We start from the raw sequence: 22,064 nt of genomic DNA, 5'->3' as shown, positions 1-22,064 counted from the left end.
AGGAGCGCACGCATGGACGTAAAAGAAGCCACCCGGACCATTCAAGGCAAACTCGACGACAGCGGCTTTCTCGACGACGTCACCCACGCCGAATTGCGCGACATCAACGGCGTCTTTCGCGAGTTGTCGAGCCAGGATGCGCGTCAGGTCTACGACGGGCTCAAAGCCCACGGCAAGCTCGACAAATGGGTCGAGGAAATGAACAGCGGCGGCTGGTTCGGCACCGGCGGATTGTCGGCGGGCGAGAAGACCGATTTGTTCAATATGCTGGCGGGAAAGCTGACCGGCGCGCAATTGGCGGATTTTTCCGGGCATTTGAGTTCCGAAGACGTGATCGCCCTGGGCAAGGCCGTGGCCTCGCATGCCGACGCCAACACCGCCGTGGACTACGTCAAGGCGATGGCGCCGCAAACCACCGGTCAATCGGCGCCGCGCAACGACAGTTCCGCCGGCCATGCCAGCCTGGGAGTGGAAAACCCGGCGGCGCGCGCAGTCGGCGAGGTGCTGGCAAGCATGCCGCCGGCCGCGTTCGGCGCGGCGATCGACGGACTCAGGAGCGACCAGTTGGCCGCGGTGATGAAGACCGCCGCGGGCATGACGATCAGCTCGCCCGCCATCGATTTCAACTCCCGCGGCGCGCCTTCCGGCGTGGCCATCGACTACGATCCGCGCCTGCTGACCCGCATTCTCGATAACGCTGCCAAGAGCGGTGACGCCTCGGCACAAGCCAAGACGTTCCAGGCCGCGTCCGGACAGCTCAAGACGATGCGCGAGGACGTGAGCTTTCCATCGACTTATGTCGATCAGGGCAACGACCTGCGCGCGGTCGCCGATGCGATGACCGGCCTGCTGAAGAAGAATCCCTCCGGCATCATGTCCGAACTGGAAAGCAAGCTCGACCGCAACGGCAACAGCCTGATCCCATACACCAGCGAGATGGTCGCGCAGGATCGCGGGCTGGACCTGCGCGAGATCATCGAAGGCCTGAAGACCGGTCCGGTAGCGGGCACGAATTCGGCCGACTACATCGCCGAGCCGGTCGCCGACTCGAGAAAGGCCCTCTACTATCCCCATGCGCAGACGCTCGGGTATTTCGTCGGCGCCATCGAGGTCGGCATGAGCAAGGAAGCCAGCAACGCCAAAGCCGAGGGCGATTTGCTGAAGAACGTGTTCGCCACCACGGCCGGCGCGCTCGGAGCCGTGAATCCCGCCGCCGGCGCGTTCGGCGCCGCAGCCAACGGCGTCTATGTCGTCGCCGACGATGCGCTGGCCGCGGATATCGCCAGCGGTCGGAAGGACGCGCGCGATGAGCTGCGCGACCGGGCCTATCCGCGGGAAAAGAACAATGCTCCGTACGAGGGCGCGGCGGAAAAGGAATACGACACGGCCGCCAGCCGGGTCGTCAACGCCCATCGCGACTGAAGCGCATGTCCGCCGGACTCGCGCGCGATCGCGCGCGAGTCCGGTTGGGCATCTACCAGCGCTTCCTCAACCCCACACCTCGCCCATCACCCGGGCGAAATTACCGCCGAGCACCTTGCCGATGCGCGCATCGCTGTGTCCGCGCTGCGACAACAGCGCGGCGATGATCTCGAAGCGGCGCGGCGTATTGAGGTCGGGGACGAACAGATACACGGTCTCGCTTTCGCCCGGCGCGGAAATGCCGAGCGTGCGGCGCTCGCGGATCGATTCGGCGTGCAGTCGCTTGTATTTTTCGGTGAGCTTGACCGGCGAGACGGTGTTGTCGGTGCCGATGCCGACATGGTCCTCGCCGCAGACCTGCAGCGCGTGTTCGATATGCCGCACCACGTCGGCCGCCATCGGCTGGCCGCTCTCGCGCAGGAACGGCATCAGGTAGATGCCGACCACGCCGCCGCCCTGGGCGACCGCGCGCATTTCCGCGTCGGTCTTGTTGCGCGGACGCTCGACCAGCGCCGCGCAGCCGGTGTGGCTGATCAGCACCGGCGCTTTCGAGGCGGCGATCGCCTCGGTCGCGGTGCGGCGGCCGCTGTGGGCCAGATCGACCAGCACGCGGCGTTCGTTGAGGCGCTCGATCAGGCTGTGGCCGAACTTGCTCAGGCCGGCGTCGCCGGCCTCCATGCAGCCGTCGCCGGCCAGATTTCGCACGTTGTAGGTCAGCTGCACCGTGCGCAGGCCCATGCGCTGGAAGTCGTCGATGCGTTCGAGTTTTTCTCCGATCGGCGCGCTGTCCTGGAACTGATAGACCATGCCGATCTTGTTCTCGCGCCGCGCGCGCTCCAGATCGGCGCCGGTGCGCACCGCCATGAACACGTCCGGATGCAGGACGATTTCGTTTTCCCAATAGGCGATGTCGCGCATCGCCGCCTCGTAGGCGCCTTCGTACTGCGCGACCGGGCCGACCGTGGTCTGCAGCACGCGCAGGCCGCTGGCGCGCGCGTCTTCGATCAGCGTCTTGGACAGCGCTTCGCCGGGTTGCGCGTCCTCGCTGCCGATGAAGCCGCAGCCATCGACCACCATCGCCTGCGCATACGGCGGCCATTGCGACGGCGGCGCGGCCGCGCGCAGCGGTGCGGCCCAGCCTCCGGCCAGCGCGCCGGCGCCGGCCAGCGCGCCTTGAATCAGGAACGTCCTTCGGTCGAGCATCGATATCTCCCTGGATGAAACCGTTGCGCCGCGGCGGTCGCGCGACGCGGCCGCGATCGCGGCGCACTGAATGCAGTCAACGCACTCTAAGCCCCGTAGCGGCCTTGCGAAGCCGTGACTTTCGGGGGAGATCGGCGCGCACCGCGCGCGCTAAGCTCAAGGTCCGTGCGCCGGCGCTGCGGCCGGACACTGTCACCGCACCCTGGGGAGACGACGATGTCGCTGCGCCACGTCCTGACTTTCACCGCGCTGGCGCTGGCCTGCGCCGGCACCGCTCACGCCCGCGACGCCGCTCAGACCGGCAGCGAGGTCGTCCGCCAGGAACAAGGCAACCGGGTCAGCGAGAACGTCCCGACCATTCCTGCCGAGTTGCTGGAACGCCTCAACCGCTACCAGAACACCCGCGGCGCGAGCTTCGGCGGCTGGACCCACGACGGCTGCCTGCTGATCGCCACCCGCTTCGCCGAAACCGCGCAGGCCCATCGCGTCTGCCAGCCGCTGGGCATGCGCGAGCAGCTCACCTTCTATCCCGAACCGGTCAACAATCTGACCGTGGCGCCGGCGCCGGCCAACGGTTTCGTGTTCGGCAAGGACGTGGGCGGCAACGAATTCTGGCAACTGCACTACTTCGATCTGGCCACGCGCCAGGTCAGCCTGCTCACCGACGGCAAGGCGCGCAACCAGAATCCGCTGTTCTCGCACGACGGCAAGCAGTTCGCCTACAGCAGCACCGCGCGCAACGGCCGCGACATCGACGTGTGGGTGATGGACTTCGCCACGCGCAAGGCGCGCGCGGTGGTCACCGACGGCGGCACCTGGAGCGCGCAGGATTTCTCGCCCGACGGCAAGCAGTTGCTGGTGATCAAGTTCGTCTCCGCCGGCGAGTCGTATCCGGGCCTGGTCGATCTGGACAGCGGCAAGCTGAGCATGTTCCCGATCGATGGCGGCAAGGCCTCGATCAGCGATTTCCGTTTCTCGCGCGACGGCCGCGCGGTGTATTTCGTCTCCGACGAGCCGGTGGACGGCAAGCCGCAGGAGTTCCGCACCTTGCGCCGGCATGAGCCGTCCACCGGCAAGTTCGAAGTGCTCAGCGCGAACATTCCCTGGGACGTGGATCAACTGGCGCTGGCCGAAGACGGTAAGCATCTGCTGTTCGTCAGCAACGAAGACGGCGTGGGCAAGCTGCACGTGCTGTCGCTGCCGCAGCACAAGGAGATCAAGCTGCCGGCGTTGCCGGTCGGGGTGATCGGCCGCGCCGATTTCTCGCCCGACGGCAAGCGCATCGCACTGGCGATCAACACCGCGACCTCGCCCAGCGATCTGTACGTGATCGATCTGGCCTCCGCGAAGTTGGCGCGCTGGACCCGCAGCGAAGTCGGCGGACTGGACTCGACCCGCTTCGTCACCCCGAGCCTGATCCGTTATCCGACCTTCGACACCGTGGACGGCGGCGCGCGGCGCACGATTCCGGCGTTCTACTACAAGCCGGCGCAGGTGCCGGCCGGCACGAAGCTGCCGGTGGTGATCAACATCCACGGCGGCCCGGAGGGCCAGTCGCAACCCAGCTTCAACGCCACCGCGCAGTTCCTGGCCAACGAGCTCGGCGTGGCGATGCTGGTGCCGAACGTGCGCGGTTCATCGGGTTACGGCCGCACGTACCTGAGCCTGGACAACGCGGAAAAGCGCGAGGATTCGGTCAAGGACATCGGCGCGCTGCTCGACTGGGTGGGCCAGCAGCCCGAGCTCGATGGGCAGCGGGTCGGCGTGTACGGCGGCAGCTACGGCGGCTACATGGTGCTGGCCTCGCTGACCCATTACAGCGACCGCATCCGCGCCGGCGTCGATGTGGTCGGCATTTCCGACTTCACCACCTTCCTCAACAACACCGAAAGCTATCGCCGCGATCTGCGCCGCGCCGAGTACGGCGATGAGCGCGTTCCGGAAATGAAGGCGGTGTTCGACCGGATTTCGCCGCTGAAGAACGCCGGCAAGATCGCCTCGCCCTTGTTCGTGGCGCAGGGCAAGAACGATCCGCGCGTGCCGTACACCGAGGCCGAGCAGATCGTGAAGGCGGTGCGGGCCAACGGGCAGCCGGTCTGGTTCCTGATGTTCAACGACGAGGGGCATGGGTTCCAGAAGAAGGCCAATACCGATTATTTCGGTGCGGCGATGATGGAGTTCTGGCAGCGGCATTTGATGGGTGGGGAGTGAGGTTCGCGGCGGCTGGTTAAAAGCAAATCCCCCCTGCCCCCCCTTTTTCAAAGGGAGGAATCGATCTGGGAGGTTGGTTGGGTAGCGGTGCTTCACCGCCGGTGGCAATCGGCGCCCCCTTTAGCAAAGGGGGCGAGCGCCCGATGCACTTGGAAGCCGAAACGAACCAACAGCGCGGGGGATTTGCGCGCCACAGCAACAACCGCGCGAAACCTCCGCGATCAACCGATCTCGCCGATACCGTCGGCCAGCCCGATCACTGAGGTAACCCACGATCGCCCGACGCGCGCTCTGGCGGTCCGAGTCGAACGCGGTGAATCCCAGCGCCGCGGCCAGATGGGGCCAACCCTATCCGGTGCCGGCGAAGTCATTGAACCGTCACGAATTACTGGGGTTTTCCCCACTGGGGCGGCGTGCCGATTCTGGATACTTTGAGTGCTTGCTTCGCATCGATCAGGCACACCCATGACCGACCCGATCTCCGCCGGCCTCGCCCCGCCCCTGCCGCCGCCGCTGGAGCCCGTTCAGCCGGTGCCGACGCCGCAGACGCTGCAGCAGTCCGCGCCGCCGCAGGCACGCGCGCAGGTCGATGGCCTGACACTGCCGCAGCTCGACACGCTGCGCGAGCAGGTCGATGCGCTGCCGCTGGCCGAGCGCCAGACGCTGGCCAACGATCTGGCCGGCAAACTCGACGCGCCGCAGCTGCGCAAGCTGGAAGCCGCGTTCGGCCAGGACACCATCGCCGACGCCGTGGACCGACGCAGCAACGCGGACGTGCGCGAGGCCTATGCGGCGTTGCCGCGCGAGGGCGGTCTCATCGACGGCGTGGTCGATACCGTCAAGAATTGGCTGGGTCTGGACGAATCCACCGACACCCACGAGATCTCCGCGACGGTGACCAACCCCGACAGCGGCGAGATCAACGACGCGACCTGGACCGTGGACGAGCAGGGCCGGCCGGTGCATGCCGAGGGCACCTTGCGCACCGTGTTCAGCAAGATCGAGCGCAGCGACGCGGAAACCCAGGCGCAACGCACCGCCGCCGATCGCGGCGTGGAAGGCGACCAGGGCGGGCATGTATTCGGCCATCGCTTCGTCACCGACCAGGGCCTGAAGAACCTGTTCCCGCAGAACGGTAACTTCAACATGGGCGCGTACAAAACCCTCGAAAACGAGTGGGCGGCCTGGGTCGATAAAGGCATGGACGTGCGCATCGACATCGATCTGACGCCGCGCGAGGTCGATCGACCGGACCGGGTTCGCATTTCCTATGACGTGATCGACCCGGCCGACGGCAGCAGGGTTTACGATCAGCGGGTGACGTTCGAAAACCGCGCTGGCCAGCATTACGATCGGGTCGATGGCCCGCAGATGGACGAGTTGATCGCGGCCGGCTCCTAACCGACACGCCCTTAAGGCAGGACATGAACAGAGACGAATTGCTCGGCGAAATCGCGCGTTTGATCGTGGTCGATCCCAAGGCCGGCGAACGCCCCTGGGACGGCTATTCGCTGATCGCCTGGTACGGCGAAGGCATCAGCCGCCTCAACGGCTTCCGCTACGACAAAGGCCAGCCGGGCGAACCGTTGACGCCGGCGAGCGTGGAGATCGAGAACCGCCTGGAAGAGCTGCGCCGCGTCACCCAGACCAAGGACAAGTCGCCGTGGCGGGTGTGCATCGTGCGCATCAACCGCGAGGCGGCGGAAGTGGCGATCGATTTCGAATACGAGGAACCGGGCAAGTGGTATGTCACGCCCGACAGCGCGGCCGACATCGCCGAGCGCGTACGGCCAATTTAAAAGGTGCAATACCACTTAAGCCACCGAAGCGAAGAACTTCGGTGGCTTTTCCGCCTGATGCGCAGAGGCTGACGACCTTCTGCGGTTTTGCCGCCTGATGTGCGCAGGCCCCGGACACGACGCCTGCGTACCTGACTTCGGTTGACCGCGGCCCCTGCAGCCGTCCCTCAAGCCTGCGACGCGATCCGATACGCTCCCGCGCCCGGCATCCTCACGCCCGCGCCGAACTCGCCGCCAGGTTCCGCCATGGACCGGGCCGCGCGCGCCGGCCAGAATGAGGCTCAGGCCCGCATCGCCGCGCGCTCACTCACCGCCGCCGCGGCCCTGCGCCCTTCCCTGTTTGCGAGGCGCCGATCGATGTCGTGGCTCAAACGTCTGCGCGTGGACGCTTTCACCCTGGCCCTGCTGGGCGCGGTCGCCCTGGCCTGGTGGTTTCCGCTGCAGGGCGCGGCGGCGCGCGGGCTGGACGACTTCACCAACATCGCCATCGCCGCGCTGTTTTTCATGCACGGCGCGCGGCTGTCGCGCGAGGCCATCGTGGCCGGCGCCCTGCACTGGCGTTTGCACCTGGTGATTTTCGCCAGCACCTTCATCCTGTTTCCGTTGCTGGGCCTGGCGCTGAAGCCGTTGTCGGGCCAGTGGCTGACGCCGGAGCTGTACCTGGGCCTGCTGTTCCTGTGCACGCTGCCATCGACCGTGCAGTCCTCGATCGCGTTCACCTCGATGGCCGGCGGCAACGTCCCGGCGGCGGTGTGCAGCGCGTCGGCGTCGAGTTTGCTCGGCGTGTTCCTGACCCCGCTGCTGATGAGCGCGCTGGCCGGCTCGCACGGGGCGATGGCCAATCCGGGCGAGGCGATCGGCAAGATCATGCTGCAGCTGCTGGTGCCGTTCGTCGCCGGCCATCTGCTGCGGCGTTGGGTCGGCGGCTGGGTCGAACGCCGGCGCGCGGTGCTGCGTTACACCGACCAGGGCACGGTGCTGCTGGTCGTGTACACCGCGTTCGCCGCCTCGGTCAGCAGCGGCCTGTGGCAGAGCACGCCGGTGCAGGCGTTGTATGTGGTGATCGGCGTTTGCGCACTGCTATTGGCCGTGGTGATGGCGGCGACGACGTTCGCCGCGCGCCGGCTCGGGTTTTCGCGCGAGGACGAAATCGCGATCGTGTTCTGCGGCTCGAAGAAGAGCCTGGCCACGGGCGTGCCGATGGCGAAGATTCTGTTCGCGAGCAGCGCGCTGGGGGCGATCGTGTTGCCGGTGATGATTTTCCATCAGATTCAGTTGATCGTTTGCGCGAGTATTGCCAGGCGCTATGCGCGTCGCGCGGCCACGGCGCCTGCGCTGGAAGAAGCCGCGGACTAACCGCCCGCCAATCCCACCCGAAGGATTCTCCCGTTTGAAAAAGGGGGGCAGGGGGGATTTGCTTTTGCTCTGCGCTTCGCGCAAAAAGCAAATCCCCCGCGCCACAGGCCTTCACTTCGAAACGAAACTGGCGCCGGGCGCTCGCCCCCTTTTTCAAAGGGGGCAAATTTACGTGCGAAGATCAGAAGCAAACGCCCGGCATCACCGCGCGTCCTTCACCACCTCGCCGCCCTTGATCACCACCGGCACCGATTCAAGCAGCTTCACATCCGCGGTCGGATCGCCCGCCACCGCGATCAAATCGCCCCATCGCCCTTTCTCGACGATGCCCACATCGCTGCGCCCCAACGCCTCGGCCGCATTCGAAGTCGCGCTCTGGATCGCCTGCGCCGCGCTCATTCCGTAACGCGTCATCACCGCGAACTGCCGGCCGTTGAGGCCATGCGGATACACGCCCGAGTCGGTGCCGTAAACCATCTTCACCCCGGCGGCATGCGCGCGACGGAAATTCTCGCGCTGAATATCGGCGACCTCGCGGTCCTTGCGCAGATTGTCTTCGAGCACGCCGTTCTTCTTTCCCTCGGCCTGGGTGTAGTCGGTGTTGTAGATATCCATCGACAACCAGGTGCCGTGCTGCCTGGCCAGGCGAATGCCTTCATCGTCGATCAGGCTGGCGTGCTCGATGGTGTCGATGCCGGCGCGGATCGCGTCGCGGATGCCGCTGGCGCCGTGCGCGTGCGCGGCCACGCGCAGCCCCCACTGATGCGCTTCTTCGGCGATCGCTTTCATTTCCTCAAAGCTCAGCTGCTGCTGGCCCGGTTCGGTATTGCGCGAGAACACGCCGCCGGTCGCGCAGATCTTGATCACCGTCGCGCCGTACTTGCGCAGCTCGCGCACGCGCTGGCGGCCCTGCTCGGGCGTGTCGGCGTTGTACGGGCCCTTCTGCGCCATCGACGGCGGGAAGAAGGTCGAGTCGCAATGGCCGCCGGTGGCGCCGAAGGCGTAGCCGGCGCCGACGATGCGCGGGCCGGTCAGCTCGCCTTCGTCGATGGCCTGGCGCAGGCCGATGTCGTTCCAGGCGTCGGAGCCGACGTTGCGGATGGTGGTGAAGCCGGCGTCCAGCGTCTGCCGCGCGTGCTTCACCGCGAGCATCGACCAGAAGCGGTCGCCGAACTGCAGATAGGTGTAGCCGCCGTAATGGGGATCGGCGTCGATATGCGTGTGCATGTCGATCAAGCCCGGCAGCAAGGTCATGCCGGGCAGATCCAGGCGCCTGGCCGCGGCCGGCGCGGCGTCGCCGGCTCGGCCTACTTCGACGATGCGGCCGTCGCGGATCAGCACCTGCGGGCTATCGATGAGTTTGCCGCTGCGCGAATCGAACAGCTTGGCGGCGGTGACCACCAACTCGCGCGGCGACGAGGCCTGCGCGTCTTGCGCCTGCGCCGCGGACACGTTCGCCAGCGGCAGGAGCGCCGCGACGAAATGAAGGATCGGTTTCCCCATCGACAGCCACTCCCCGGATTTTTGGACGACGGTGCCCGGCGCCGTTGCGGCGCGGGCGATCAACGCATCGGCTGCAGTTCGAACGCCGCCGCCGGCTGCAGCGAAGGCAGCAGCCAGTGGTCGATCATCAGAAAAGCGAACAACGCCATCAAGTAGACGATCGAGTAGTTGAAAACCCGCATCGCATACAGTTCGTCCGGCGGATCCATCAGCTTCCAGGCGTAATAGAGGAACACCACGCCCAGCACCAGCGCGCCGCCCAGGTAGAACAGGCCGCTCATGCCCACCGCCCACGGCAGCACGGTCACCGCGACCAGCAGCACGGTGTAGAACAGGATCTGCCAGCGCGTGTACTGCACGCCGTGGGTGACCGGCAGCATCGGCACCATCGCGCGCGCGTAGTCGGCGCGGCGGAAGATCGCCAGCGCCCAGAAATGCGGCGGCGTCCACACGAAGATGATCAGCACCAGCAGCAGCGCATGCGCCCAGTCCCACTCGCCCTGCATGCCGGTGACCGCGGCCCAGCCCAGCAGCGGCGGCGCGGCGCCGGCGACGCCGCCGATGACGATGTTCTGCGGCGTGGCGCGCTTGAGGAAGACGGTGTAGATCACCGCGTAGCCGATCAGCGAAGCGAAGGTCAGCACCGCGGTGACGATGTTGACCCACAGCACCAGGATCAGCATCGAGGCCGCGGCCAGGATCAGCGCGAACACCAGCGCCTGCGTCGGCGTGACTTGGCCGGCGACGATCGGCCGCCACGAGGTGCGCGCCATCTTCGCGTCGATGCGCGAATCCAGCAGCTGGTTGATCGCGGCCGCCGAAGACGCGGCCAGCCAGATGCCGAGGAACCCCAGGATCGCCTCGCGCGCCGGCGGCCAGCCCGGCACGGCCATGAACATGCCGACGATCGCGGTGAACACGATCAGCGCGACCACGCGCGGCTTGGTCAGCGCCCAGTACTGTCTGGCGGTGGGACGGCTGGGTGCGTTCATCACGGCTCCGGTGTGCGCAGGCGCGCGAGCAGGGACACCAGCGCGAACAGCAGCAGCGCGGCGCCGCCGTTGTGGGCGACGGCGACCGCCAGCGGCAGGCTCAGCTTGACGTTGGCGATGCCCAGGCCCACTTGCAGCAAGGTCAGCGCGCCCAGCAGCGTGGCCCAGCCGCGCATGCCCGGCGTGCGCAGCAGCTTGACCGTCAGGCCCAGCAGATAGACGAAGACCACGCCGGCCATGACGCGGTGCGCGAGCTGGATCGCGATGCGCGCCTCGCCGTCGAGAATGCCGCCTTCGTAGTCCACGCCGATGCCGCGCCAGAGCACGAAGGCTTCGCCAAAGTCGTGACGCGGCCACCACTGGCCGACGCAGGTCGGGAAATCGTTGCCGCAGGCCAGCGCGGCGTAGTTGGCGCTGGTCCAGCCGCCGAGCGCGATCTGCACGCCGAGCACGGCGATGCCGAACATGATCAGGCGACGCACGCTGGCCGCGTCGGCGAGCCGGATCGGCTGGTCGGTCGCGCGCCATGCGGTCCACACCAGCAGCGAGAACGTCAGCAGGCCGCCGAGCAGATGGCCCATCACCACGATCGGCTTGAGCAGCCAGGTCACCGTCCACATGCCCAGCAGGGCCTGGAAGATGATCACCGCGAGCGTCAGCGCGGACACCCGCGACAGATCGGTATTGCTCCAGCGCGCGGCGGCGGCCAGCAGGATGCCTTCGCCGAGGATCGCTAACGCCGACGCGGCGACGTGCTGGCCCTTCATGTACAGCGGGATCGCGATCGCCACCACCAGCGCGGCCGCGGCGATCTGCGCCATGCCCTTGCCGCGCCGGCGCGCCGACACCAGCGCCAGGGTCAGCACCAGCACGCCGAGCAGGCCGGCGATCATGCGATGGAATTGCTCGCGCCAGGCCTTGTGCACTTCCACCGGACGGATCGCGGTGGCGGCGTGGTCGGTGATCTCGTGCGCGGTGGTCGGCCACGCCGCGCGGCCGTAGCAGGTCGGCCAGTCCGGACAGCTCAGGCCGGCGTTGGACAGGCGCACGAAGGCGCCGAACACGATCACGCACAGCGCCAGCGCGACGGCCAGCCACGCGATGCGGTGGAAGTTCTTGTACAGGCCCGAGGCGTTCAGGCCGGTCATGCTGGTTACGCTCATTCGAAAACTCTTTCCTGCTCGATGCGTGCGATCCGGCGACGGCGCCGCCGCGCCGGCCCGCCGATCACATCAGTTTCAGCAGCTTGGCGAGGTCCGCGCGCAGGCCGCCCGGATCGAAGCCGGGAGGGTAGCGCAGAATCACGAAGCCGTTCGGGTCGATCACATACACCGGCAGCCCGGCCGGGTCGTCCACCCGCGGCAGGCGGGCGAGCAGTTCGGGCGAGCGCTCCAGCACGCGCAGCGAGGCCGGACGCGCCGCTCCGGCCGGCGGTTCGCCCAGCCACAGCACCTCGACATGGTCCGCGTCCTTGCCGAACAGCTGCCAGACCGTGTCCAGCTGCCGCGACAATCGGACGCACAGACGGGCGCAGCCGGGCTGCGGCGCGACCAGGATGCGCCAGACCCGCGCCTGCGGGTTCCAGGCATACGGCGCGCCGTCGGCGCCGCGCAGTTGCAGCGCGCGCAGGTCGGGCTTGGGATCGAGCAGTTCGCCGTGCTGGCGGGTCACCGCCGGATGGTGATCGGTGAAGCGCATGATTCCGGCGATCAGCATCGGCACGAAGAAGAACGCTGCGATCAGTACCAACACCCACCGATTACGGTTGCGCTGCCGAATAGACTCGGAGTCCAGCGCAGAACCCGCAGAAGCGGCGCCGGGCTCGCGAGGAACTCCGCCGGGGCCCGAAGCGCCGGAACCGGAGTTGGAAGTATCGGGATCGGTCATGGGCGGTCTGACTCGTTGCGGGGCCGCTTGCGGCGGAAGGTGAGGATCAGGGCGGTGACCAGCACCGCGGCGGCGAGCGCGAACCACTGCAGCGAATATCCGCGATGTTGCTGCGGCGGCAGGGTATTGGACAGCAATTCCAGATCGCGGTCATAGCCGAGCTTGAGCGCCGGGTCCAGCCGCAGCACCCGCGGCGCCAGCGGCGCGCTCAGGCCGGTTTCGCGCGCGATCGCGGCGGTATCGACCCGGGTCAGCAGCCAGCCCTCGCCTTCGCGGCCGATGCCGGCGCCCAGGGCGATGCCGGTGGACGGCGGCGCGGTCAGCAGGCCGCTGAGCGCGAGTTCGCCTTCGGGCCGAGCGATCGCCGGCAGCTTGCGGTCGCCGGCCAGCGGCAGCCAGCCCAGATCGACCAGCAGCGGCGCGCCCTGGTTGGGCAGGAAGATGCGATAAACGCGCACGCCGGCGCGGCCGCCGCGCTGCTGGTTGTCCAGCAAAAGCGCGCCGCGCGAATCGAACCGGCCCAGGCCCGCGGCCCAATCGTAGGCGTGCGCGCGCTGGGCATCGGCGGCGATCGACAGCGGGCGGGCGATGCGTTGGCTCATCACCGCCGCGGCGGCATCGAGCATGCCCTGCTTCTCGACCGCGCGCCGCGCCTGCCACAGGCCCAGGTGGACGAACAGCGCGATCACCGCCAGCGCCAGCGCCCAGCCGAACCAGCGTCCGCCGCGGCGGCTCACGGCGCGTGGCCGCCGCAAGCGCGGGCGAACTGCGATAATCCGCGCATCGCATCCGCGCGCCCGCTGCGCGCACCCGAGGAGGCCGCGATGAACGAATCGCTGAAGATCTTGCTGGTTGTCGCCTTCCTGATCGTCATTCTGTGGAACCTGGGTGCCGGGCTGTATTACATGCTGGTGGACAAGGGCCAGAGCAAACGCACCGTCAATGCCCTGACCCGCCGTATCGTCCTGTCGGTCGCGTTGATTCTGCTCGTGATCCTGGCGATCTACATGGGCTGGATCACGCCGCATGGCGTGGGGTCCAATCCGCATTGACGCCGGCTGGCCGGGGTCGGCTGGCTGATGCGTGGATGTGGCGCGGACTGCGGACTACGAGTGGCGGTAGCCGACGCCGGTATTGCGTCCGAGTAACAGCTTACGCGCCCCGAAGTCAGCGACCTGCGATCACGACGCATCTTCCAAATCGTCATTCCCGCGAAGGCGGGAATCCAGTGACTTCAAACGTTCTCGCACGAAAGGCACTGGATTCCCGCCTTCGCGGGAATGACGTCCTTGTAATTACGCGAATGACCTTGTGGCTACCGCGCAAACCCGAGCGTTGTGGCTACGCGCAAACCTAAAGCCCTGTGTGCAACCTCGGCCCAGACCAAGCGTCTGCGCCGCCACCACCCAACCACCCGCCTGAAAAACGAAAGGCCGGCAGCGCCGGCCCTCGTTCTGCTTTGCCGATCCAGTCGCCGCGCTTACAGCACGTACACGAACAGGAACAGGCCCAGCCAGACCACGTCCACGAAGTGCCAGTACCAGGCCACCGCTTCGAACGCGAAATGGTTGTCCTTGTCGAAATGGCCCTTCAGGCAACGGAACCAGATGATCGCCAGCATCAGCGTACCCAGGGTCACGTGCAGACCATGGAAGCCGGTGAGCATGAAGAAGGTCGAACCGTAGATGCCCGAACCCAGGGTCAGGTTCAGCTCGGTGTAGGCGTGGATGTATTCCTCCGCCTGGAAGAACAGGAAGGTGCAGCCCAGCAGCACGGTGATGCCCAGCCAGAACAGCAGCGACTTGCGGTGGCCGCCCTTGAGCGCGTGGTGCGCGGCGGTGACCGTCGAGCCGGAGGTCAGCAGGATCAGGGTGTTGAGCAGCGGCAGGCCCCAGGCCGGGATGGTCTCGTAGCTGCCGCCGACGCCGGCCGGGCCGCTGCTCGGCCAGGCCGCGCTGAAGTCCGGCCACAGCAGGGCGTTGGTCATCACGCCGTCGCCGTCGCCGCCGAGCCACGGCAGCGCGAACTGGCGGGCGTAGAACAGCGCGCCGAAGAACGCCGCGAAGAACATCACTTCCGAGAAGATGAACCAGACCATGCCCATGCGGAAGGACACGTCCACCTGCTTGTTGTAGTGGCCGCGCACCGATTCGCGGATCACATCGCCGAACCAGCCGAACAGCACCGCGACCAGGAACGCGATGCCGACGAAGAAGGTGGGCTTGCCCCAGCTGACTTCGTTGAGCCAGCTGGCGACGCCGATCATGGTCGTGAACAGACCGATCGAACCGAGGAACGGCCAGCGGCTGCTATGCGGGACGTAATAGATGTTGGCGTCTGGCGTGTGAGCGTGGGCCATGGCGGCGTTCCGTAATTAAGTGGTGCTGAGCCAGCTCACGGCGCGGCCAGCGGCGAGGACGGCGTCTTGGAGACCGCGCCTTGCTGCAGCCGTGCGGTGAGCACGTCGTTCTTGAAGAAAGTGTAGGACAAGGTGATGGTTTCCACGTCGGCCGGAAGATTCGGATCGACGATGAAACGCACCGGCATCTCGCGCACTTCACCGGCCTGCAGAGTCTGGGCGGTGAAGCAGAAGCACTCGGTCTTGTTGAAATAGCCCGACGCTCGCGCCGGCGCCACCGAGGGCGAGGCGCTGCCGACGATGGCGCGGTCGGTAGCGTTGCGGGCGTGGTAGGTGGTCTCGTACTGCTCGCCTGGCCGCACCTTCATGCTGAGCTGGTTGGGCTTGAAGTCCCAGGGCAGCTTGGAATTGACGCTGCCGTCGAACTGCACCGTGACCATGCGATCGGATACCGCGTGCCCGCCGCGATCGGCCTCGGCCACGCCACGTTCCAGGCGGATGCCGAACACCTTCTCGCAGGCGATGCGGTACATCGGCACCAGCGCGAACGTGAAACCGAAAGCGCCCAGTGCGACGAAGACCATGATCTTGGTCATCTTCGGGCCGGCCTGCTTGCGCGCCTGGTCGAGGTCGCGCTGCGCGAGCTCGCGCGAAGCGTCGTCGTGCTGCGGGCCGGACGTGCTCACTTGCCCATCCCGCCGATCACGCCGGCGACGATGAACAGCACGTACACCGCCACCGCGGCCAGCCCGAACCACAGCGCGGTGCGGCGCGCGGCCGAACGGCGTTGGACGATATCGTGCTGGTCGCTGGGCTGGTTCATGGTCTCCGTCTCCGGGGCCGCGCCGCGATCGTCACCGACCGCCGCGCGCGCCGCCGCGCCTGGATCAGTGAGTGATGTCGCCGTGGGCCAGATCGCCGTCGCGGATGACCGGCGGCGTGCCGAAGGTGTGGTGCGGCGCCGGGCTCGGCACGGTCCACTCCAGGCCCCTGGCCGATTCCCACGCGCGCGCTTCGGCCTTGGCGCCGTGCTTGAGCGAACGCAGCAGGATGAAGGCCATCATGAACGGCGTCAGGAACATGCCGAACGCGCCGATCGAGCTGACCAGGTTCCAGTCCGCGAACACCACGTTGTAGTCCGGGATGCGGCGCGGCATGCCGGCCAGGCCCAGGAAGTGCTGCGGGAAGAACAGCAGGTTGACGAACACCATCGTCCACCAGAAATGGATCTTGGCCGCCGTCTCGTTGTACATGCGGCCCGACCACTTCGGCCACCAGTAGTACACCGCGGCGATGATGCCGAACAGCGCGCCGGTCACCAGCACGTAGTGGAAGTGCGCGACCACGAAGTAGGTGTCGTGGTACTGGAAGTCGGCCGGCACGATGGCGAGCATCAGGCCGGAGAAACCGCCGATGGTGAACAGGATCACGAACGAGATCGCCCACAGCATCGGCGCCTCGAACGAGATCGAGCCGCGCCACATGGTGGTGACCCAGTTGAACACCTTCACGCCGGTCGGCACCGCGATCAGCATCGTCGCGAACATGAAGTAGATCTCGCCACCGAGCGGCATGCCGACGGTGAACATGTGGTGCGCCCACACGATGAACGACAGGAAGGCGATCGAGGCGGTCGCGTAGACCATCGCCTGATAACCGAACAGCGGCTTGCGGCTGAAGGTCGGGATGATCTCCGACACCACGCCGAAGGCCGGCAGAATCATGATGTAGACCTCGGGGTGACCGAAGAACCAGAAGATGTGCTGGAACATCACCGGGTCGCCGCCGCCGGCCGCGTTGAAGAACGAGGTGGCGAAGAACTTGTCGGTCAGCAGCATCGTCACCGCGCCGGCGAGCACCGGCATCACCGCGATCAGCAGGAAGGCGGTGATCAGCCAGGTCCAGCAGAAGATCGGCATCTTCAACAGGTCCACGCCCGGGGCGCGCATGTTGAGGATGGTGGCGATGACGTTGATCGCGCCCATGATCGAGCTGATGCCCATCATGTGGATGGCGAAGATCGCGAAGGCGACGTTGTTGCCGCCCTGCAGCGACAGCGGCGGATACAGCGTCCAGCCGCCGGCCGGCGCGCCGCCGTCCAGGAACAGCGTCATCAGCAGCAGGGTGAAGGCGAACGGCAGGATCCAGAACGACCAGTTGTTCATGCGCGGCAGCGCCATGTCCGGCGCGCCGATCTGCAGCGGGATCATCCAGTTGGCCAGGCCGACGAAGGCCGGCATCACGCCGCCGAAGATCATCACCAGCGCGTGCATGGTGGTCATCTGGTTGAACAGCTCGGGCTTCAGATGCTGCAGGCCCGGCTCCATCAGCTCCCAGCGGATCATCACCGACATGAAGGCGCCGATGATGAACATCACGAAGCTGAAGATCAGGTACAGCGTGCCGATGTCTTTGTGATTGGTCGAGAAGAACCAACGCTCGATGAAGCCCTGTTTGTGGGCGTGATCATCGTGGTGATCGTGATGATGATCGGCGACGGGATGCGTGGCTGCCATGGCCTACCTCTGATTAATGCTTGACGATCAACCCGCGGTCGCGGCGCCCTTCGGGGCGGCGACCGGGGCGTCGGAATTCGGGGTGCTCGCAGCGGCCGGAGTCGCCGCGGCGGCCTCGGTCGGAGCGGCGGCAGGCGCAGCAGCCGGGGTCGCCGGCGCGGCAGGTGCAGCAGCGGGCGCCGGCGGCGCGTTCTTGGCCTTCTGCTCGGCCAGCCACTGCTGGTATTCGGCCTTGGGCACCGCGCGCACGACGATCGGCATGAAGCCGTGGTCCTTGCCGCACAGCTCGGCGCACTGGCCGCGGTAGATGCCCGGTTCCTTGATGTCGGTCCAGGCCTCGTTGACGATGCCCGGGATCGCATCCTGCTTCCAGCCCAGGGCCGGCACCCACCAGGCGTGGATCACGTCGTCGGCGGTGATCACGAAGCGGATCTTGGTGTCGGTCGGCAGGACCAGGACGTTGTCCACGTCGAGCAGGTAATGCTCATGGTCGGCCTTGGTGACGTGCTTGCCGCTCTGGCGCAGCTGGTCGCTCTTGCGGTCCAGGCGGCTGGTGAAGGTCACGCCCTCGCCCAGATAGTCGTACTTCCACATCCACTGGTAGCCGGTGACCTTGACGGTCATGGCCGAGTCGCGGGTGTCGTACATCTTGATCAGCTTGCTGGTGGCCGGGAACGCCATCAGCACCAGCAGCGCCACCGGCACGACCGTCCAGACGATCTCCAGCTTGGTGCTGTGGGTGAAGTCCTTGTCGGGCACCGCGCCCTTGGACTTGCGGAACTTGAACATGGCCACGGCCATCGCGCCGAAGACCAGGATGCCGATCACCACGCAGATCCACAGCGCGAGCTGGTGAGCCGAGTAGGCGTTCATCGATTGGGCGGTGACACCTTTGCCCATATTCAGCTGCCACGGCTTAGGGTCCGCAGCCTGAGCGAACGCAATGACTGGCAGCGCCATCGAGGCGATGCCTGCTGCCCACTGCTTGAAACGACCGGCTTTCATCAGTTCGAGCCCCGAAAAATCAGTGTGGTGATCTAACGCGCTCCGCGGGCTGCCTCCGCTCCCGGCACTGGCCGCGCCGACCAGGGGCGAGGGGCATGCAGGGAGCTAGAGGTGGCTGGCGAGCCCTGACCGGGCCCATCACGCCGGCATCGGCGCTACGGATAACCGAGAAATGGTAGCGGCCGCCCCGTCCTGCGGCAACCCGCCACTTGCCTCGAGCTTGCCGGAGCGAAAGCGCTCGGTGGCAGAAACAACGCGGTTTTCGCCCGATCGACATCCCTTGTACAGCATGGCGGAGCACGCGTCGCAAACGTGACCGGTGCAAGTTCCGGTGGCGATCGGCGCAGCCTTGGCGCGCCGATGCGACCTTGCCGAGCCGGCCGGTTCGCGTATCGGCGGCCGGTTCCGGGCCGCCCGCGCGCCGGCCCGTCTGCCGCCACCCTACTGCCGCGCACGGCGCGGCCGCCCCGCAGCCGGCCGAAAAAGAGCAGATGGCGCCCGAGATAAAGCTCTAAAATGGCGGACTTCCCACCCCTGTCCCGGGTCCGATGTCCACCAACGCCTCCTCCGCCGTCGCCAGCGACGGCCCGCCGCCGCGTCCTGGCACCCCGCCGCCGCACGCGATGATCAGCCCCGAACTGCCGCCCGCGCCCGAGGGCGCGCGCGCCGCGCTCACCCGCGGCTGGGTGCGCGACGAAGCCGAGCACGTGCGCTATCTGCTCGAACTCGCGCGCCTGCCCGACGCCGATCGCGACGCCGCCCAGGCCACCGCGGCCGATCTGGTCAAGCGCGTGCGCGCCCGCGCCCAGGATCAGGGCGCGATCGAAGCCTTCATGCGCCAGTACGACCTGGGCAGCGACGAAGGCGTGCTGCTGATGTGCGTGGCCGAGGCCCTGCTGCGCATTCCGGACCAGGACACCGCCGACAAGCTGATCCGCGACAAGCTCGGCGAAGCCGACTGGAAGCGGCATCTGGGCCAGTCGGACTCGGTGCTGGTCAACGCCTCGACCTGGGGCCTGATGCTGACCGGCAAGCTGGTCGATCTGGCCGACGACACCAAGCGCGACGTCCACAACGCCTTCAAGCGCCTGGTCGGCCGCGTCGGCGAGCCGGTGATCCGTCTGGCCGTGCGCCAGGCGATGCGGATCATGGGCCACCAGTTCGTCATGGGCCGCACCATCGGCGAGGCCCTGTCGCGTTCGAAGAAGGGCGACAACGCGAATTACCGTTATTCCTTCGACATGCTTGGCGAAGGCGCGCTGACCACCAAGGACGCGCTGCGCTATCTGCAGGCCTATCGCGACGCGATCCACGCGATCGGCAAAAGCGGCAACTACAAGAACGCCGACGTGTTCGCCACGCCGTCGATCTCGGTCAAGCTGTCGGCGCTGCACCCGCGCTATGAGCACGCCAAGCGCGAACGCGTGTTCGCCGAACTCATCCCTCGCGTGCTGGAACTGGCGCAGCTGGCCAAGGGCTACGGCATCGGTTTCACCATCGACGCGGAAGAAGCCGACCGCCTGGAGATGTCGCTGGACGTGATCGCCGCGGCGTACAGCGACAAGTCGCTGGACGGCTGGGAAGGCTACGGCCTGGCGATCCAGGCGTATCAAAAGCGCGCGCCGGAAGCGATCGACTTCATCGCCGAGCTCGCCCGCAAGACCGGCCGCCGCATCCCGGTACGCCTGGTCAAGGGCGCGTACTGGGACAGCGAGGTCAAGCGCGCCCAGGTCGATGGCCAGGCCGGCTATCCGGTGTTCACGCGCAAGCCGAACACCGACGTGTCCTACCTCGCGAACGCGCGGCGCATGCTCGAAGCCAGCGACGCCATCTACCCGATGTTCGCCACGCACAACGCGCAGACCATCGCCACCATCCACCGCCGCGCCAAGGCCATGGGCCGCGAGCAGCACTTCGAATTCCAGAAGCTGCACGGCATGGGCGACGACCTCTACGCCGAAGTGATTCCGGCCGACCGTTTGAACGCGCCCTGCCGCGTGTACGCGCCGGTGGGTTCGCACGAAGACCTGCTGCCGTACCTGGTGCGCCGCCTGCTGGAAAACGGCGCCAACTCCAGCTTCGTCAACCGCATCACCGACGAAGCCATCGCGATCGACGACCTGATCCAGGATCCAGTCGAGACCGTGTCCGCCTTCGACAGCATCCCGCATCCGCGCATTCCGCTTCCGGCCGATCTCTACCGCAGCTTCGGCTTCGACAGGACCAATTCCATGGGCGTCAATCTCGCCAACGATCAACAACTGCAGACCCTCGCCGAGCAAGTCAACGCCGCCGCGACCGCCGACTGGCGCGCCACGCCGCTGGTGCCGGGCGCGAGCCCGACCGGCCCCGACATCGCCGTGACCAATCCCGCCGACCGCCGCGAAATCGTCGGCCAGTGGAAGGCCGCCGACAGCGCCACGGTCGAGCTGGCGCTGAAGAACGCGGTCGCCGCGCAGGAATCGTGGGACACGATGCCGGCCGCCAGCCGTGCCACCATCCTCGAACACGCCGCGACCTTGCTTGAAGAGCGCATGCCGCAGTACATCGCGCTGTGCACGAAGGAAGCCGGCAAGACCATTCCCGACGGCGTCGCCGAAGTGCGCGAAGCGGTCGATTTCCTGCGCTACTACGCGGCCCAGGCGCGCAAGCTGTTCGCGCCCGAAGCCCTGCCCGGCCCGACCGGCGAATCCAACACCCTGCACCTGTCCGGTCGCGGCGTGTTCGTCTGCATCAGCCCGTGGAATTTCCCGCTGGCGATCTTCGCCGGGCAGATCTCCGCCGCGCTCGCCGCCGGCAACAGCGTCATCGCCAAGCCGGCCGAGCAGACCAATCTGATCGGCTACTACGCGGTCAAGCTGCTGCACGAGGCCGGCGTACCCGAAGCGGTGCTGCAGTTCCTGCCCGGCGACGGCGCCACCGTCGGCGCGGCGTTGACCCGCGACCCGCGCGTGGCCGGCGTGGCCTTCACCGGTTCCACCGACACCGCGCGCGCGATCAACCGTTCGCTGGCCGCGCGCGACGCCGCGATCGGCGTGCTGATCGCCGAGACCGGCGGCCAGAACGCGTTGATCGCCGACTCGTCCTCGCTGCCGGAGCAACTGGTCAAGGACGCGATCGGCTCGGCCTTCACCTCGGCCGGCCAGCGCTGCTCGGCCGCGCGCGTGCTGTTCGTGCAGGAAGACATCGCCGACAAGGTCACCACCATGCTCGCCGGCGCCATGGCCGAGCTGAAGGTCGGCGATCCGGGTCTGTTGTCCACCGACGTCGGCCCGGTGATCGACGAAGACGCGCTGAAGATGCTGGTCGATCACGCCGTGCGCATGGACAAGGAGGCGAGCAAGATCGCCGAAGTGCCGGTCGATGCCGACAGCGCCCACGGCAGCTTCTTCGCGCCGCGCGCGTATGCGCTCAAGTCGCTGGATCAACTGCACAAGGAAGTGTTCGGCCCGGTGCTGCACGTGATCCGCTGGAAGGCCGATCAGCTCGATGCGGTGATCGATTCGATCAACGCCACCGGCTACGGCCTGACCCTGGGCATCCACTCGCGCATCGACGAGACCATCGACCGCATCAGCACGCGGGTGAAGGTCGGCAACTGCTACGTCAACCGCAACCAGATCGGCGCGATCGTCGGCGTGCAGCCCTTCGGCGGCCAGAACCTGTCCGGCACCGGCCCCAAGGCCGGCGGCCCGCACTACCTGCCGCGCTTCACCACCGAGAAGACCATCACCGTCAACACCACCGCGGCCGGCGGCAACGCTTCGCTGCTGACCCTGGGCGATTGATCGGCGCGCGCGGCGGGGCATCG

The 22,064-nt window shown here is 67.1% G+C and carries 18 protein-coding genes; 7 read left to right on the top strand and 11 right to left on the bottom strand.

Annotation, left to right across the window (positions count from 1 at the left end):
* Positions 1–12 precede the first annotated feature (12 nt).
* Complete coding sequence (locus tag LG3211_RS02200; RefSeq protein ID WP_057941403.1) at positions 13–1,422, top strand: hypothetical protein; 1,410 nt, start codon at positions 13–15, stop codon at positions 1,420–1,422.
* A 66-nt stretch (positions 1,423–1,488) separates the two neighbouring features.
* Here the strand turns inward: LG3211_RS02200 and LG3211_RS02195 are convergent, their stop codons facing one another.
* Positions 1,489–2,625, bottom strand: a complete 1,137-nt coding sequence (locus tag LG3211_RS02195; protein WP_057941402.1) for a dipeptidase — start codon at positions 2,623–2,625, stop codon at positions 1,489–1,491.
* A gap of 216 nt (positions 2,626–2,841) precedes the next feature.
* Between LG3211_RS02195 and LG3211_RS02190 the strand changes: the two genes are divergently transcribed.
* The 4 genes from LG3211_RS02190 (at position 2,842) to LG3211_RS02175 (ending at position 7,991) form a co-directional block, all read left to right on the top strand.
* Positions 2,842–4,836, top strand: a complete 1,995-nt coding sequence (locus LG3211_RS02190) for a S9 family peptidase (RefSeq protein WP_057941401.1) — start codon at positions 2,842–2,844, stop codon at positions 4,834–4,836.
* A 465-nt stretch (positions 4,837–5,301) separates the two neighbouring features.
* Positions 5,302–6,237, top strand: a complete 936-nt coding sequence (locus LG3211_RS02185) for a DNA/RNA non-specific endonuclease (protein WP_057941400.1) — start codon at positions 5,302–5,304, stop codon at positions 6,235–6,237.
* A gap of 23 nt (positions 6,238–6,260) precedes the next feature.
* Entirely contained in the window at positions 6,261–6,635 is a 375-nt protein-coding gene (locus LG3211_RS02180; protein ID WP_057941399.1) for a hypothetical protein, read from the top strand.
* Positions 6,636–6,992: 357 nt separating this feature from the next.
* A complete protein-coding gene (locus LG3211_RS02175) occupies positions 6,993–7,991 on the top strand; it encodes a bile acid:sodium symporter family protein (RefSeq protein ID WP_057945212.1) in 999 nt (332 codons plus the stop codon).
* A gap of 201 nt (positions 7,992–8,192) precedes the next feature.
* Here the strand turns inward: LG3211_RS02175 and LG3211_RS02170 are convergent, their stop codons facing one another.
* The 5 genes from LG3211_RS02170 to LG3211_RS02150 form a co-directional block, all read right to left on the bottom strand.
* Positions 8,193–9,494 (bottom strand): Xaa-Pro dipeptidase, encoded by a 1,302-nt coding sequence (locus tag LG3211_RS02170; protein ID WP_057945211.1) that lies wholly within the window; start codon positions 9,492–9,494, stop codon positions 8,193–8,195.
* A gap of 59 nt (positions 9,495–9,553) precedes the next feature.
* Positions 9,554–10,486 (bottom strand): heme o synthase, encoded by a 933-nt coding sequence (locus tag LG3211_RS02165; RefSeq protein ID WP_057941398.1) that lies wholly within the window; start codon positions 10,484–10,486, stop codon positions 9,554–9,556.
* Complete coding sequence (locus LG3211_RS02160) at positions 10,486–11,634, bottom strand: COX15/CtaA family protein (protein WP_057945210.1); 1,149 nt, start codon at positions 11,632–11,634, stop codon at positions 10,486–10,488. Before LG3211_RS02160 ends, LG3211_RS02165 begins: the two co-directional genes overlap by 1 nt.
* A gap of 79 nt (positions 11,635–11,713) precedes the next feature.
* Entirely contained in the window at positions 11,714–12,202 is a 489-nt protein-coding gene (locus LG3211_RS02155; RefSeq protein ID WP_386794030.1) for a hypothetical protein, read from the bottom strand.
* A 167-nt stretch (positions 12,203–12,369) separates the two neighbouring features.
* The gene (locus tag LG3211_RS02150) at positions 12,370–13,110 is read right to left on the bottom strand and encodes an SURF1 family protein (protein ID WP_057941397.1); all 741 of its coding nucleotides are present in this window, start codon (positions 13,108–13,110) and stop codon (positions 12,370–12,372) included.
* Positions 13,111–13,197: 87 nt separating this feature from the next.
* Here LG3211_RS02150 and LG3211_RS02145 point away from each other — a divergent pair, with 87 nt between their 5' ends.
* On the top strand, positions 13,198–13,425 hold the full coding sequence (locus LG3211_RS02145) for a twin transmembrane helix small protein (RefSeq protein ID WP_057941396.1): 228 nt from the start codon (positions 13,198–13,200) through the stop codon (positions 13,423–13,425).
* 428 nt (positions 13,426–13,853) lie between these two features.
* Here LG3211_RS02145 and LG3211_RS02140 read toward each other — a convergent pair whose 3' ends face one another.
* The 5 genes from LG3211_RS02140 to coxB form a co-directional block, all read right to left on the bottom strand.
* Positions 13,854–14,732 (bottom strand): cytochrome c oxidase subunit 3, encoded by an 879-nt coding sequence (locus tag LG3211_RS02140; protein ID WP_057941395.1) that lies wholly within the window; start codon positions 14,730–14,732, stop codon positions 13,854–13,856.
* A 35-nt stretch (positions 14,733–14,767) separates the two neighbouring features.
* Positions 14,768–15,328, bottom strand: coding sequence for a cytochrome c oxidase assembly protein (locus LG3211_RS02135; protein WP_057945208.1), 561 nt, complete (start codon positions 15,326–15,328; stop codon positions 14,768–14,770).
* An 86-nt stretch (positions 15,329–15,414) separates the two neighbouring features.
* Entirely contained in the window at positions 15,415–15,555 is a 141-nt protein-coding gene (locus LG3211_RS26225) for a hypothetical protein (RefSeq protein ID WP_187313122.1), read from the bottom strand.
* Between the two features lie 64 nt (positions 15,556–15,619).
* On the bottom strand, positions 15,620–17,248 hold the full coding sequence (gene ctaD, locus LG3211_RS02130) for a cytochrome c oxidase subunit I (RefSeq protein WP_057941394.1): 1,629 nt from the start codon (positions 17,246–17,248) through the stop codon (positions 15,620–15,622).
* A gap of 27 nt (positions 17,249–17,275) precedes the next feature.
* Positions 17,276–18,253 (bottom strand): cytochrome c oxidase subunit II, encoded by a 978-nt coding sequence (gene coxB / locus LG3211_RS02125; RefSeq protein ID WP_057941393.1) that lies wholly within the window; start codon positions 18,251–18,253, stop codon positions 17,276–17,278.
* Between the two features lie 623 nt (positions 18,254–18,876).
* On the opposite strand from coxB, the gene putA reads away from it, so the two are divergent.
* Positions 18,877–22,041: a bifunctional proline dehydrogenase/L-glutamate gamma-semialdehyde dehydrogenase PutA gene (gene putA / locus LG3211_RS02120; RefSeq protein ID WP_057945207.1), complete on the top strand. Its 3,165-nt coding sequence runs from the start codon at positions 18,877–18,879 to the stop codon at positions 22,039–22,041.
* Positions 22,042–22,064 lie beyond the last annotated feature (23 nt).

It is taken from the genome of Lysobacter gummosus (assembly GCF_001442805.1).
GTDB lineage: Bacteria > Pseudomonadota > Gammaproteobacteria > Xanthomonadales > Xanthomonadaceae > Lysobacter > Lysobacter gummosus.
The sequence above is the reverse complement of the archived record's forward strand: the minus strand, read 5'-3'. Positions and strand labels throughout refer to the sequence as shown.

Bases quoted from the DNA above. Each gene is read 5' to 3' on its own strand.
- LG3211_RS02135 (WP_057945208.1), bottom strand. From the start codon at position 15,328: ATGACCAAGATCATGGTCTTCGTCGCACTGGGCGCTTTCGGTTTCACG.
- putA (WP_057945207.1), top strand. From the start codon at position 18,877: ATGATCAGCCCCGAACTGCCGCCCGCGCCCGAGGGCGCGCGCGCCGCG.
- LG3211_RS02195 (WP_057941402.1), bottom strand. From the start codon at position 2,625: ATGCTCGACCGAAGGACGTTCCTGATTCAAGGCGCGCTGGCCGGCGCC.
- ctaD (WP_057941394.1), bottom strand. From the start codon at position 17,248: ATGGCAGCCACGCATCCCGTCGCCGATCATCATCACGATCACCACGAT.
- LG3211_RS26225 (WP_187313122.1), bottom strand. From the start codon at position 15,555: ATGAACCAGCCCAGCGACCAGCACGATATCGTCCAACGCCGTTCGGCC.
- LG3211_RS02185 (WP_057941400.1), top strand. From the start codon at position 5,302: ATGACCGACCCGATCTCCGCCGGCCTCGCCCCGCCCCTGCCGCCGCCG.
- LG3211_RS02160 (WP_057945210.1), bottom strand. From the start codon at position 11,634: ATGACCGGCCTGAACGCCTCGGGCCTGTACAAGAACTTCCACCGCATC.
- LG3211_RS02180 (WP_057941399.1), top strand. From the start codon at position 6,261: ATGAACAGAGACGAATTGCTCGGCGAAATCGCGCGTTTGATCGTGGTC.
- LG3211_RS02165 (WP_057941398.1), bottom strand. From the start codon at position 10,486: ATGAACGCACCCAGCCGTCCCACCGCCAGACAGTACTGGGCGCTGACC.
- LG3211_RS02190 (WP_057941401.1), top strand. From the start codon at position 2,842: ATGTCGCTGCGCCACGTCCTGACTTTCACCGCGCTGGCGCTGGCCTGC.
- LG3211_RS02140 (WP_057941395.1), bottom strand. From the start codon at position 14,732: ATGGCCCACGCTCACACGCCAGACGCCAACATCTATTACGTCCCGCAT.
- LG3211_RS02170 (WP_057945211.1), bottom strand. From the start codon at position 9,494: ATGGGGAAACCGATCCTTCATTTCGTCGCGGCGCTCCTGCCGCTGGCG.
- LG3211_RS02155 (WP_386794030.1), bottom strand. From the start codon at position 12,202: ATGCTGATCGCCGGAATCATGCGCTTCACCGATCACCATCCGGCGGTG.
- coxB (WP_057941393.1), bottom strand. From the start codon at position 18,253: ATGAAAGCCGGTCGTTTCAAGCAGTGGGCAGCAGGCATCGCCTCGATG.
- LG3211_RS02175 (WP_057945212.1), top strand. From the start codon at position 6,993: ATGTCGTGGCTCAAACGTCTGCGCGTGGACGCTTTCACCCTGGCCCTG.
- LG3211_RS02200 (WP_057941403.1), top strand. From the start codon at position 13: ATGGACGTAAAAGAAGCCACCCGGACCATTCAAGGCAAACTCGACGAC.
- LG3211_RS02145 (WP_057941396.1), top strand. From the start codon at position 13,198: ATGAACGAATCGCTGAAGATCTTGCTGGTTGTCGCCTTCCTGATCGTC.